The organism is Paenibacillus sp. ACRRX (assembly GCF_022346885.1).
In the GTDB taxonomy this organism is placed as follows: domain Bacteria; phylum Bacillota; class Bacilli; order Paenibacillales; family Paenibacillaceae; genus Paenibacillus_B.
The window spans coordinates 34,613-47,593 of sequence record NZ_JAKRNK010000011.1 but is presented as its reverse complement, the minus strand read 5'-3'; the positions used below and the strand labels follow the sequence as shown (position 1 = coordinate 47,593).

Sequence of the window (12,981 nt, the reverse complement as noted above, 5' to 3'; positions counted from 1 at the left end):
TGTCGATGGATACTGTATCCCATATTGCCATTGGTTTGGGCTTGGCCGGCTTGTCTCAGCTTGATCCTTTAGTAGCAGAGCACAGTATAACTGCCACGGCTGTTTTTATCGGGATTATGCTTGGCTCACAAGCACCTGATGTGGATACAATTTTGAAATTAAAAAGCAATGAAGCCTATGTGCGCAATCATCGCGGCTTCTCTCATTCCATCCCAATGCTGCTTGTGTGGACCGTAGTTATTACCGCATTGCTTAGTTGGAGCATGCCTGCTTCGAATTGGCAGCATACCTTTGCATGGACGGGCTTTGCCGTTGTACTGCACGTATTTACCGATTTGTTTAATACATACGGTACACAGGCGGTTCGCCCCTTTTCCGAAGAATGGATCTCGTGGAACATCATATCGTTATTTGATCCTTTTATATTTACGACGCACCTTGTAGCTGTAACCTTGTGGGGCTTTAACATATTGTCGCCGATACTCATTTTTCCTGTACTCTACTTTGTACTAATCGGCTATTTTGTATGGCGCACCCTGGAACATCGGCGAATACTCCGCCGCATGCCGCAGCTTGATCCTGAATATAACGACGGTGAACGGTATACGATCATTCCTACAGTGGCATGGTCCAATTGGAACGTCGTAAAGAAACAACTAGACGGTGCATTCCGAGTTGGTCATCTCCGCCGCAGCGGCTTAATTTGGAATGAGACGGCCAGATGTGATTCTCACCCCGCCGTTGAAGCATCAAAATCGCAATCCGCCGTAAAAACGTTTCTGTATTTTACCCGGTATGGCTGTGCATCCATACAGCCTACAGGATATGGTTACGTCGTTAGGTGGGTAGACGTACGCTACCGGCATCGCAAACAATATCCTTTTGTAGCTCTTGTGATGATGAACAGCAACTTTGAACCACTTGATACCTATATAGGCTGGATAAGCGAAAAACAAATGAAGCATCAATATGGGCTTGAGTAATGGTGCAGCACGAAATCCAATAGCTTCATAACAATTTGACCTTTCCGGCGCTAGTCAGAAGTGCTACATTTAGAAGTAAGGAAATGCGCTTACATGCAGTCGATGGAATCGATGCCGTCGTGATATACAGACGAAGCCCTTTCTTATTGGAAAGGGCTTGTTCGCGTAAATGCGTGCCACTACAGAGACAAACGTTGTGTACTGGAGCAATTATCGACCACATATAACAAAAAGCCGCCCCGCGCGCCGGGGCAGCCTCTGTGTGCTCGAGCTGAGCATCCATCTACGGTCTAACCGATATTATCGGCTGCCGCCACTCAGCGATTGCTCAGCGATTTGGACCAGACGTTTCGTCATGTATCCACCAATGGATCCCATGTCGCGGGACGTATAATTGCCGTAGTAACCGTCTTGTGCAACTGGAATACCTAATTCATTAGCAATTTCCAGTTTCATTTGTTGCAGTGCTGCAGTTGCTTGAGGAACGACCAAGTTGTTAGTACGACTCGAAGATTGTGCTGACATAATATGAAATCTCCCTTCACTATGGCGTTTCTATTTTGCAAGCTTGCAAGCTTATTGTAACCGCTTCTACAGATGTTATACGCCAACACAGGAATTGTTATTTCATCATGTCGGCTACTTGAAAAAGGAGAGATTAACATGAGCAAAGGATTATCATTGTGGTTTGCCTGCTCTTCCATCGCATTGTTGATGGCCACTGCTATCGCCATAAGCTATAACGCTTGGCTTGCTATTCTATTCGGTTTGTTGTCGATATTTAATATGGGAGCCGGCTTTATTGTCAAAGCCAGACTTCGTAGAAAAGAACAAGCTGCTTCTACGGCCTCTTAATACTAAAAGAGCCCCGGCTCCACATCAACAGTGTGGTACCGAGGCTCGTTCCATATTCAAGCTGTTATCGACGTGGAAGAACAAAGCCCATACGGTTCTTGACTTCATTCAGCGTATGCTCCGCGACTTCTTGCGCTTGTTGTGCACCTTTTTGCAGCACATCGTAAACTTCACCAGAGCGACGAACCTCATGGTAACGTGTCTGCAGAGGTTCGATAAAGGCTGCTACTTGTTCTGCAAGATCTTTCTTGAAAGGACCGTACATCTGGCCTTCATACTTTGCCTCAATATCAGCAATCGAGACATTAGCCGTATGCGAGTAGATACTCATCAGATTGCTAATCTCAGGCTTGTTAACCGGATCATACTTCACAATCGCTTCCGAATCAGTCTTTGCACGGCTTATTTTTTTACGAATAACAGCCGGGTCATCTAACAGGAAGATGTTACTGCCTGCATTTGCATTTGATTTACTCATCTTCTTGGACGCATCGTCCAATGACATAATCCGTGCACCTACTTCAGGGATAAACGGCTGCGGTACCGTAAAATAATCCCCATAACGACTGTTGAAACGACCCGCGAGATCACGAGTAAGTTCCAAATGCTGTTTCTGGTCATCGCCTACCGGAACAAGATCAGCATTATACAACAAAATATCTGCTGCCATCAAAGATGGATAGACAAACAAGCCTGCTCCAACGGATTCTTTGCCTTCTGATTTATCCTTAAATTGGGTCATTCGTTCTAATTCACCCATGTAAGTGAGGGTCGTCAGCAACCATCCCAGTTCGGCATGCTGAGGCACATGTGATTGCAAGAAGATGGCTGCCTTGCTTGGATCGATGCCTGCTGCGATATACAATGCCGCCACCGATTCCGATTGTTCGCGCAGCGCTGCTGGATCTTGCGGTACCGTGATCGCATGCAGATCAACAACCATAAAGAAGCATTGATGTTCGTGCTGCAGCTTTACAAAGTTCTGCATAGCTCCAATATAATTGCCAATCGTGAGCTGGCCGCTTGGCTGGATACCTGATAATACGCGTTTCATATGGATTCACTCCTTAAGATTATGGATTTCCCCTACAAAAAAACAACAAAAAAGGCCTATCGTCTCCCCGAAGGGACGAAAGACCGTGGTACCACCCTAATTCGTCTAATAGAACATTTAGTCGCGTATAATCACACACGATAAATATATGCTTAGACCTCTTCTCCTTAACGCGGAGCAACGACCCGACATACGTCCTCGACTTCCTAAATAAAGTCAAGAATTTCCTTCCGGTTCTCTGAGGTCCATTCGGCAATAGCAGCGGCACCGATTTCCACCAACCATCGGCTCTCTGAAGCGCTTGCTGATGCTTACTTCTCCTCATCAACGATTTGTCTGAATATAGGTTTATATGGATGTTGAACTTCTCATTGTTCAGCATCGAAGTTACACACTAGAATAATCAATGCGGCACGATTTGTCAACGTATAAAGCTTGCTGCTGCTTGCTGACGTATGACTTTATTCATTCGTTTTGGTATCATGAGGACATGTGTTAATTATGATGTATACATAAAGGAGAGGACAAGCATGCACCATATCACAACAGGAAAATGGAATGGACATGAAACGTTTATTTTACATAGCGACACAATGGAGGCGACACTCCTTCCTAGTCTTGGAAACAATGTCATTCGCTTATGGGACAAAGCTTCCGAACGAGAAGTGCTCCGTACACCCGCCGAAAGCGATCTTGATTATTATTTGACCAAGCCCTATCACTTTGGCATTCCAATGCTGATGCCTCCTGGACGGATAAGACGCGGACGGTTCTCCTATGCAGGAGTGGACTATCAATTCGATCAAAATACTGCCAATGAGAACCATATACATGGCTTGCACCGCACGCAGGCTTGGACTGTTGTCGACCAGCACAGCTGTGATACATGCTGCAGCGTTACAGCAACATTCCGCACAGCAGATGATCCGAATTGGATGCGTCAGTACCCGACCCCGCTCGAATTCAGCATGAAGCTTAAGCTTGCTGGCGGCATACTCACGCAGAAACTCAGCATTACGAATCTAGGTGACAAAGCCGCACCTTTTGGCTTTGGTACGCATACGTGGTTAATGCTAGACAATCAACCAGAACGGTGGTCGCTGACCGTTCCTGTCACAGGCGTATACGAGTTGGACGAAGAGCTTATTATGACAGGACGTACACTGCCTTTGCACGAGCATGATGCGCTAAATCATGGTCTTAACTTGAAAGGAAGCCAGTTTGACACTGTATTCAGCATCGGCAACCATCAGCCAGAAGCATGGCTGACTCGTGATGACGGTTATCGGATCCGGTATACAGGCAACGAGCCTTACTTTAAGCACTGGGTGCTGTATACCCGCGGTGAAGCAGATGAGATTATTTGCGTTGAACCGTATACTTGGCTGCCCGATGCACCGAATCTTCCCTTTGATCAAGCAACAACAGGCTTGATCGATTTGCAGCCACAAACCCCTGTAGAATTGGTGCTTGACCTAGAAGTTATTCAACCTTAAACCAATAAACTGAATACTATACTCCTGATGCCAAACGGATTAATCCGTTTGGCATTTTTTTCATCCATATTTTTTGAGCTACCTCGCATAATTCTCCTCAAGTTCACCATAATAACATTCACAAGGAGGTGATTCACTTGGCAAACCAACAAAGCCGCACTAACAACTTGGTAGTACCACAAGCTACAGCAGCCTTGCAACAATTGAAGCTGGAAATTGCAAACGAATTAGGTATTCCAATTCCGCAAGATGGTTACTATGGCAACTATACGTCCCGTGATACAGGATCTATCGGTGGTTACATCACAAAACGTTTGGTTCAAATCGCAGAACAACAATTGGCAGGTCATTCCTCTCGCTAATTTTGTCCCGCTTGTTTCTCTAACTATACTTAATTACGACACAATAAGCTTTCAACGCTGATGCGTTGAAGGCTTTTTCATTTGTAGACATCATATGTCTTTTTTCGCGAATATTTTGTAAGAATATACATTTCCATAGACCCCGTTTACTATACGATGCTATAATAATTTCATTATTATGGTATTTCTCAACTACAAAGGGGCGGTTATATGAACTGGTTCAACTCGCTAAGCTTTAAGCGGAAAATGCTTATCGGGTGCTACAGCATTGTGGGACTGTTTGCGCTAACAACAATTGTGCTGCTAACTTCCAACGCAAATGTAGTATCCGGTCTGATTACGCTTGTCATCCTCATTGGCATTAGTTACCCCATTATCAATATGCTTGAACGTTCAATAAGCGAACCTATTATGGAAATGTCTCGTTCCGCCTTACAAGTCGCCAAAGGTGATTTTTCTACAACAATCACGGTAACAACCGACGATGCACTGGGAGAACTCGGTCATTCTTTTAACCGAATGATTGAAAAGCTGCGTGAGATTCTGCAGCAGACAACTGATATCTCGAAGCACGTCTCTGATGCAGGACGTGATATGTACCACAAGAATCAGAACATGAAAATGGTCATGGAACAAGTAGCCGCCTCTTCTAATGAGCTGGCGATCGGTGCGACCGAAATCTCCGAAGATATCGGTTCCATGTCCGATTCCATTAAACAAATCGAGCAAAAGGTGGAATCCTATGCACATTCAACCAAAGAAATGAATGTACGGTCAGCACTAACGATCCAATTGGTTGACAAGGGCCGTACAGCGGTTGAAACGCAATCTGAGGGCATGAAACGTAATATCGAAGCGACTGATCATGTCGCCAAGACGATCGATGACCTGGCCCACCAGACAGCCGGTATTTCTAAGATTACACGTACCATCTCCGAGCTCGCCGAGCAGACGAACCTGCTCTCACTGAACGCTTCCATAGAGGCAGCACGCGCAGGTGAGCATGGACTCGGCTTTGCCGTCGTTGCGCAAGAAGTTCGTAAGCTCGCTGAAGAATCATCCGCTTCCACGAAGGAAGTATTTGCGCTAGTCAAAGGTATTGAATCCGGGATCAAGCAGGCGATAAGCAATATTCAGACCAATGAAGAGGTCGTACGCACGCAAAGTGAGATGATTCGAGAGACAGAGCGCATTTTCAAAGAAATCGTGGATAGCATTCAGTTTATAACACAGCAGATTGCTGCATTTGCTACTGAAAGCGACCTTATGCTGGATAATGCCCAAGCAATATCCGGATCTATCGAGAACATATCCGCTATCACACAAGAGTCTGCTGCCGGGACTGAGCAAGTATCTGCCTCTATGAATGAGCAGATCGCCCTTGTGCAGAACATGGTTGAGTCTACAGAGATGATGCAGCAGAAAGTGCTCCAACTCCAACGCACCATACAAGTGTTTAAGATTTAATTTATGAATTGACCCGGAGTAGTACATAACAAAACAAGACATGATGACAATCCTTTTGTACTGCAGAGGAAAGCATCATGTCTTGTTGTATTCAAGGATTAAAGCTCTGACGTTGTTAATTCCTTACCGGTTTGCCTATTGCGCACCGTCCAAATATAGAAGCCAAGTGCGGCAATTCCCGCACATACAACGCCCATCGCATACATAGCTGACTCACCAACATGCTGCTGCAGCGCCCCACCAAGCGATCCACCTGCCAATCCTCCTAATCCGAGGAACACCATACTTAAGATCGCTTGACCAGTGCCGACCATGCTTCGCGGCAATATCATCGTTACATATTCAATCGCCAATACCCATACTGCTACATAAGTAAGCGCATGCGTCGCCTGTAGAAAGACGATTGCCCATGGGTCTGTAATATACATGTACAATACCCAGCGAACCGTGTACAACAATGCACTTACCGCTAACATTCCGAGAATCCGCTCAGCACGTATTAATTTTGCCATGACGAAAAACCCAATAATCTCACTGCCGCCAGCTACCGCCCATGCCCAAGAGATCTGACCTGATGTAGCACCCAAATTCTGCATATGAATGGATAACAAAGCATCGTTCATACGGTGCGGCATCGCCAAAATAAAAATAAACACCAAGAAAACGAGCAGTCTAGGATCAGCTAGCAGCTTACGTATCGCCGTCAGGTTCAGATTCGATTCAGCCGCAGCACCTCCATTGTCTTTCGGCTCAGACAGAGGCTGAGACTCTTGGAGTACCCACAGAATTAGAAATACACCAATCCAGATCGGCGCAAATATCCACGTCAAGGAGTAGACCCCACCCCATATTTCAAAATACTGGCTAAGAACAAGCAAGGTAATCATAAAACCGACAGAACCCCACATACGAAGGGAACTGTAGGATTCACCCAGTCGCGAAGCATTCTTTACCACTAACGCATCAAGCAATGAAACAGTAGGCATCAAAAATATATACAAGGATAGCAAGCTAGCTACCATTGTCCCATGATGATGAGACGTAAATAATACGTACGAGCTTACACCCGTCGCAATCCAACATACGATGAGGATGGGTCGTGCAGCCTTTAGCTTATCGCTAATAATACCGGCTAATGGCTGCGCGAACATGGCGAGAAAAGGACCCAGCATAAGCAGTGTCCCTGTCTCAATTGAATTAAACCCCCGCTCCTGTAACAAGAGCGGAAGATATGGAATCAAAATTGCATTTGTGGAATAAAACAAAGCTTGCAAAAACTTTAATAACCGCCCCACACTGGAATCCCTCTACTTTCATACTGCGCTTTATTCCGTCATTGCCATAAATTCTTTTACGTCTTCCAAGGTGACGTCAATTGCTTTTTGCCAGAAATCTGGCTTGGTCAAATCGACATCCAAATGTTTGCGAGCCAAATCTTCCACGGTCATACTAGCTGTGTCACGCAATAAGGCATCATACTTCGCTGCAAAGGTCTCTCCCTCTTCAAGCGCACGGGCATAAATCCCTGTACTGAACAAATAACCAAACGTATAAGGGAAATTGTAAAAAGGTACTGCTGTCTTGTAAAAATGCAGCTTCGATGCCCAAAAATGCGGATGATAAGACGACAAGGAGTCACAAAAAGCTTCCTTCTGCGCTTCAACCATTAGCTCACACAGTTGCTCGGTAGCCAGAAGTCCATCCTTGCGCGCTTCATAAAAACGAGTCTCAAACAAAAATCGAGCATGAATATTCATATAAAAGGTAACCGAACGTGCAATCTTATCTTCGAGCAGCGCCAATTTCTCCTGCTCATCCTTCGCTTGCTTCACAGCAGAATCAGCCACGATCATCTCCGCAAAAGTAGAGGCGGTCTCTGCTACATTCATTGCATAGCGCTGCGCAAACGCTGGGAGCCCGTCCATCACAAATTGATGATAACCATGACCTAGTTCATGAGCCAAGGTGGATACGTTAGACTGTGTCCCTGCATAGGTCATAAAGATCCGTGTCTGACGACTTACCGGCAATGATGTACAGAAGCCCCCCGGACGTTTGCCATCACGGTCTTCTGCCTCGATCCAATTGTTCTCAAAGGCTCGTACAGCAAAATCAGCCATATCTGGGCTAAACTTGCGGAACTGCTCCACAATAACAGCCGCACCTTCATCATAGGAAATCTTGGATTGGCTTTCCCCGATTGGGGCCTCTACGTCGCACCAGGTGAGCTTCTCTACTCCTAACAGCTTGGCTTTGCGCTCCAAATATTGGACAAAGACAGGTTTGTTTTTGACAATCGTCGCCCACATCACATCAAGTGTTTCTTGTGACATTCTGTTGATGGCAAGCGGCTCCTTTAACACGTTATCCCAGCCGCGGTGCTCATACATCTTCAGACGGAAGCCAGCTAGATGGTTAAGTGCATCCGCAAAGAAGTCCGCCTTTTCTCCCCAAGCCTCTTCCCACAGCTTGAACGTTTGCTCCCGAACATCACGCTTCGGATCAGAGAGCTTGTTGTGCGCCTGACCTGCTGATAACTTTATACATTTACCATTTTCTTCGGTTTCCATACGAATGTGGGACACGATCGTATCGTATAACGATCCCCACGCCTTGTATCCGTCCGTAGACAAGTCGCCTAAAAGGGCTTCTTGCTCAGGAGGAAGCTTTTCTTTTGCCAGCTTGCGGCTCTCATTCAAATTAAATTCTACTCTTGACATATTAGGTAGCGCGACAAAAGTGCTCCACAATTCGTCTGACATCTGTTCCAGCTTCTGGTCCAGCAGGGTGGAGAGCGTGTTCATTTTAGCTGCTATGGCAAATGATCGTCCTGTCAGTTGTAATGCTTTTTTATCTTTCGTATTTTGTGCAGTTAGGCATCCGATAAATGCACTTGCTTCTCTTACACGTTGTGACAGCGTCTGATACTCATCTATCTTCTCAGCCAGCGTATGTACATGTGATGAAGTTTCAAGCTCTGGCATCTGCTTTAAGATGTGAGTCAAACCCACGATATCCTGCTCTACTTGAGCCAGACACATGTCCAATTCCTTTGATTCCGATCCTCCGGGAAAAATAATGTCCAAGTCCCATGTCGTACGTAGCGGTTGTTTCACAGTTGAGCCCACCCTTCTTCTTCTTCATTTTCCTGTCTTGAAAAACAGGAGTAATCTTGTACGCATAACGTCAAATGAATGACACCTTGCAGCAGAACAGCAGAAATGATCCCTTTAAAGACAGAATGGAATTGCATTTCGTTTGTCATTTTCGTACTGAACGTGTATAACTATACTATACTTCATCTTACACTGTGCACCTGAGGAGGTTCAACAATGAGACCATTACCGATATCTGCGGATACCGCAGTAAAGCTGTCCAAAGCGATGGGCGTCCCCTTGGAGCAGTTGATGCATATGCCCCAGCATATTTTGCTGAAGAAACTGGCTGAACTGGCTGACAAGCCAGCAGACAACGAAACAGCCCAAGCGGATTCAACCGGAGAACCGTCATGATACCTTTTAAAAACACATTACCGTATGACGAAATCATGGGCGATCTGTTCGCGCAGCAGTGTCCATTTTGCAAGCAGGAGAACGTGCTGATCCCGATTAAACCAAAAGAGCTTTCGCTCATCCACGATGGCAAGAAGCGACTGCTCGTCTTTCCCTGCTGCAGCAGCCGCATCACCATTGTAGATGCTGACCAGGACTATTTGCTGGCAGATGTCGCAATACGCTCCACTTAATCGCTTGGCACGTGCACTTGGCTGGCAATCACAGCCACCTAGTACAGACAACAAAGCCCTTATTCTATCGCAGAATAAGGGCTTATTTTCATGGATGCTTATGTACGTTTAAGCTTGGTTCGCTTCTCTTCAAACATATGATCAGGCGTCTCCAGCTTCTGATTCGTCATCTCTTCTCGCATAACGGCCCATTGCTCACGCGCAGCACGGATCATAGCCGCATCCATAATCCGCTTGTCATGAATTAATCGAGCAAAACATTTGGCCGCTTCATTATATTCACCAAGACGACGATGCAGCTCTCCCATGATATAAATAAGCCGCGCATCATTTAGCTCGCTGCCATCACCCTCAAACACCGCAATATAGGCTTGGAGCGCAAAACGTAAATAACGCTGTTCCTGCACTTCATCTTGTTGGTATCGATACAACCAAGCGACATGATGCAGCAGTCCCGCTACAACACGCTTGCTCTCACCGATGGTCTGGGCCGTTAAGAGTGCCAACTGATAAGTTTCCAGCGCTATTTCCCATGAACGCTCACCACTGTAATCTTTGCCTTGCCATTGACTCGCTACTTTGCTCTTGAACAATGACAACTGTTTATCATTCCAACGTTTGAGTGCATGCTCGGTCGTCGCACATCCACATGCATCACACACTTGAACAACATAATAATCAGGGTTCAGGCTCTCTTCTGCATAATGCGGACAAAAATCACTGTCAACTTGTGTCGCATGCTTGTAGCGTGGACGAACCCTTGAGGTAACAAACATGTGGTCACACGCAGGACACGTTGCCTTCAATTCGTACAACGGTTCCAATTCCATCTACGTCATCCTCCTTCTATCTATATCTATACGAAGATCTGAACGGAGATGTCAGGAAGGTTGGTTCACAAAATGATGTGCCGGTCCGGATAAGCGCTGAATAACCACCTCGCGGATTTCAGGCTCCATCTCAATATCTTGCATCGCTTGTCTCATACAGTTAAGCCATGCCTCTGCTCTTTCCGGTGTAATGGGAAACGGCATGTGGCGAGCCCGCATCATCGGATGTCCATAGGCATCGGAAAATAAAGCAGGGCCACCAAAAAATTGAGTTAAGAACATAAACTGCTTCTCCATGACCGGCGTGATATCTTCGGGAAACAATGGAGCGAGCAGCGGTTCGGCCTGCACACGCGGATAAAATGCCTCAACCATGCGGCGCACAGTCTGCTCGCCGCCAATCGCCTCATAAATTGTCTGATGGTATCGTTCCATATGAATCTCCTGTCTGATGTGATATCTCCATTACTGATTATAACGGTTTCTAATCAATAAAAATACTGCATCCGTCACGTTATAACTCGGAGCAGAACACAAAAAGACGCCGAATCGTGTTCAGCGCCATGACGTAATATAATTATGTTTCCCAATGATCTTCTGGTGGACCCATTAACGACTCTCGAATGACATAGACGAAAGCGCAAACTAGGATGCCAGCAATAATACTCATCCGAATCACCCCTACTCATGGATACGCGCTAAGCTTTCTATAGCACAATTGTATCATAAGGATAGACGTAATAACATGAAAAGATGCAAACGGTTTCTTTACATTTATATTACAAACATTAAGAAACTGTGCATGTCCGTTCCCGTTCCCGAGCTAGACAAGCATGTTTAATCACTCTGGCTCATACGATGATTATGGACCCTTGTCCTTAACCATCCTCGTCCAACGTGACAAAAGGGAGGAACGATCATGTCGGGATGGCGTCGCATTAATCTACTGCTGACGGCAGCTTTATTTACCTTGTTTTTATTGTTAATGCTTCGATTTCCCGGTTCGGTTCTTTCAGCCGCCGTTCGTGGCTTGGCCATATGGTGGGATGTATTGTTTCCCTCCCTCTTACCGTTCTTTATTATATCCGAAGCACTGCTTGGGTTCGGTATCGTCCATTTTATCGGAGCACTGCTGGACCCCATCATGCGCCCGTTATTCCGTGTGCCAGGTGTAGGCGGTTTTGTTGTTGCCATGGGTTACGCAGCCGGTTATCCGGTAGGTGCTAAGTTAACAACCCGCTTACGGTCCCAAGGCATGATCACAAGAGAAGAAGGAGAACGACTTGTTGCATTTACTACTACCTCTGATCCGATCTTCTTGATCGGGGCAGTATCGGTAGGCTTTTTCGGTAACCCCGGGCTTGCGCTTACTTTGGCAGCCGCGCACTATGGTTCAGGATTGATTTTAGGCGTTATTATGCGCTTCTACCGTCATCAAGCGCCATCTACGCCAGAAGGTGCCACCAATACGGTTAACAGCCCCTTAAATAAAGGTATTAGGGGCAGGCTGATACGAGCGTTTCAAGCTATGCATACAGCAAGGGTGCAAGATGGACGCCCTCTTGGGCTGTTGCTGCGAGATGCAGTTGAGTCATCTCTAAAACTGATGATTGTTGTAGGCGGCCTCGTGGTCTTCTTCTCAGTTGTACTGGAACTTTTAACGTCAGCAGGCGTGATGAAAGTATGGGATTCCCTGCTAGGAGTCGTGCTTCATGCCGTGCAGCTTCCCGATTCGTTAGCTCCGGCTTTTTCTGGTGGGCTATTTGAAGTTACCCTAGGCGCCAAAGGAGCAGGTTCAGCATATTCAGCAGGTCTGCATATGCAAGCCGTTGCCGCTGCATGGATATTATCATGGGCAGGATTATCCGTTCATGCGCAGATTGCAAGTATTTTAAATCAGACAGATTTACGGTATATGCCCTTTCTCGCTGCTCGTCTCATTCATAGTATGATGGCGGCTGCCGGGGCATACTTGCTGTACCCATGGTTATATGATGCCAGTGTCGCCACTACATCATGGCTTCCTCCCGCATTCCAACATACCAGTGGAGGTTGGAATAACACTGTCAGTTCGATATCGTATGGGATAATAACGGCTGCTGTCATCTGCATCCTTTTGGCCTTGTTAGGCATTATCCTTCGCGCCATTCGCTTGATTCGATCCTAGATGGCGATTGTTTTCCGATGGC

At 46.2% G+C, this 12,981-nt stretch carries 15 protein-coding genes and 1 other annotated feature; of the genes, 8 read left to right on the top strand and 7 right to left on the bottom strand.

Annotated features, from left to right (window positions below):
• Positions 1-5 precede the first annotated feature (5 nt).
• Positions 6-983 (top strand): metal-dependent hydrolase, encoded by a 978-nt coding sequence (locus MH117_RS23850; RefSeq protein ID WP_239333201.1) that lies wholly within the window; start codon positions 6-8, stop codon positions 981-983.
• Positions 984-1,283: 300 nt separating this feature from the next.
• Here the strand turns inward: MH117_RS23850 and MH117_RS23845 are convergent, their stop codons facing one another.
• On the bottom strand, positions 1,284-1,508 hold the full coding sequence (locus MH117_RS23845) for an alpha/beta-type small acid-soluble spore protein (protein WP_028546849.1): 225 nt from the start codon (positions 1,506-1,508) through the stop codon (positions 1,284-1,286).
• A gap of 138 nt (positions 1,509-1,646) precedes the next feature.
• Between MH117_RS23845 and MH117_RS23840 the strand changes: the two genes are divergently transcribed.
• Positions 1,647-1,838, top strand: coding sequence for a hypothetical protein (locus tag MH117_RS23840; RefSeq protein ID WP_239333199.1), 192 nt, complete (start codon positions 1,647-1,649; stop codon positions 1,836-1,838).
• 64 nt (positions 1,839-1,902) lie between these two features.
• Here the strand turns inward: MH117_RS23840 and trpS are convergent, their stop codons facing one another.
• A complete protein-coding gene (gene trpS / locus MH117_RS23835; protein ID WP_239333197.1) occupies positions 1,903-2,892 on the bottom strand; it encodes a tryptophan--tRNA ligase in 990 nt (329 codons plus the stop codon).
• Positions 2,893-2,960: 68 nt separating this feature from the next.
• Positions 2,961-3,229: a binding site (T-box leader), on the bottom strand.
• A 193-nt stretch (positions 3,230-3,422) separates the two neighbouring features.
• On the opposite strand from trpS, the gene MH117_RS23830 reads away from it, so the two are divergent.
• The 3 genes from MH117_RS23830 (at position 3,423) to MH117_RS23820 (ending at position 6,217) form a co-directional block, all read left to right on the top strand.
• Positions 3,423-4,388, top strand: coding sequence for an aldose 1-epimerase (locus MH117_RS23830; RefSeq protein WP_239333195.1), 966 nt, complete (start codon positions 3,423-3,425; stop codon positions 4,386-4,388).
• A 137-nt stretch (positions 4,389-4,525) separates the two neighbouring features.
• Entirely contained in the window at positions 4,526-4,750 is a 225-nt protein-coding gene (locus MH117_RS23825; protein WP_239333193.1) for an alpha/beta-type small acid-soluble spore protein, read from the top strand.
• 210 nt (positions 4,751-4,960) lie between these two features.
• A complete protein-coding gene (locus MH117_RS23820; protein ID WP_239333191.1) occupies positions 4,961-6,217 on the top strand; it encodes a methyl-accepting chemotaxis protein in 1,257 nt (418 codons plus the stop codon).
• A gap of 98 nt (positions 6,218-6,315) precedes the next feature.
• Here the strand turns inward: MH117_RS23820 and MH117_RS23815 are convergent, their stop codons facing one another.
• From MH117_RS23815 to MH117_RS23805, 3 genes are read right to left on the bottom strand one after another with little or no spacing between them, the layout of a single operon-like run.
• On the bottom strand, positions 6,316-7,512 hold the full coding sequence (locus MH117_RS23815; RefSeq protein ID WP_239333189.1) for an MFS transporter: 1,197 nt from the start codon (positions 7,510-7,512) through the stop codon (positions 6,316-6,318).
• A gap of 30 nt (positions 7,513-7,542) precedes the next feature.
• Positions 7,543-9,333: a M3 family oligoendopeptidase gene (locus MH117_RS23810; RefSeq protein ID WP_239333187.1), complete on the bottom strand. Its 1,791-nt coding sequence runs from the start codon at positions 9,331-9,333 to the stop codon at positions 7,543-7,545.
• Positions 9,330-9,482 carry a hypothetical protein gene (locus MH117_RS23805; RefSeq protein ID WP_239333185.1) on the bottom strand — a complete coding sequence of 51 codons (153 nt, stop codon included), beginning with the start codon at positions 9,480-9,482 and terminating at the stop codon, positions 9,330-9,332. Before MH117_RS23805 ends, MH117_RS23810 begins: the two co-directional genes overlap by 4 nt.
• A gap of 67 nt (positions 9,483-9,549) precedes the next feature.
• Between MH117_RS23805 and MH117_RS23800 the strand changes: the two genes are divergently transcribed.
• A complete protein-coding gene (locus MH117_RS23800) occupies positions 9,550-9,729 on the top strand; it encodes a YycC family protein (RefSeq protein ID WP_239333183.1) in 180 nt (59 codons plus the stop codon).
• Positions 9,726-9,962, top strand: coding sequence for a hypothetical protein (locus tag MH117_RS23795; RefSeq protein WP_239333181.1), 237 nt, complete (start codon positions 9,726-9,728; stop codon positions 9,960-9,962). Before MH117_RS23800 ends, MH117_RS23795 begins: the two co-directional genes overlap by 4 nt.
• Before the next feature lie 98 nt (positions 9,963-10,060).
• Here MH117_RS23795 and MH117_RS23790 read toward each other — a convergent pair whose 3' ends face one another.
• A complete protein-coding gene (locus MH117_RS23790) occupies positions 10,061-10,792 on the bottom strand; it encodes a DUF2225 domain-containing protein (protein WP_239333179.1) in 732 nt (243 codons plus the stop codon).
• A 51-nt stretch (positions 10,793-10,843) separates the two neighbouring features.
• Positions 10,844-11,227, bottom strand: a complete 384-nt coding sequence (locus MH117_RS23785) for a globin domain-containing protein (RefSeq protein ID WP_239333177.1) — start codon at positions 11,225-11,227, stop codon at positions 10,844-10,846.
• A gap of 484 nt (positions 11,228-11,711) precedes the next feature.
• On the opposite strand from MH117_RS23785, the gene ylbJ reads away from it, so the two are divergent.
• A complete protein-coding gene (ylbJ, locus tag MH117_RS23780) occupies positions 11,712-12,959 on the top strand; it encodes a sporulation integral membrane protein YlbJ (protein WP_239333175.1) in 1,248 nt (415 codons plus the stop codon).
• Positions 12,960-12,981: the final 22 nt, after the last annotated feature.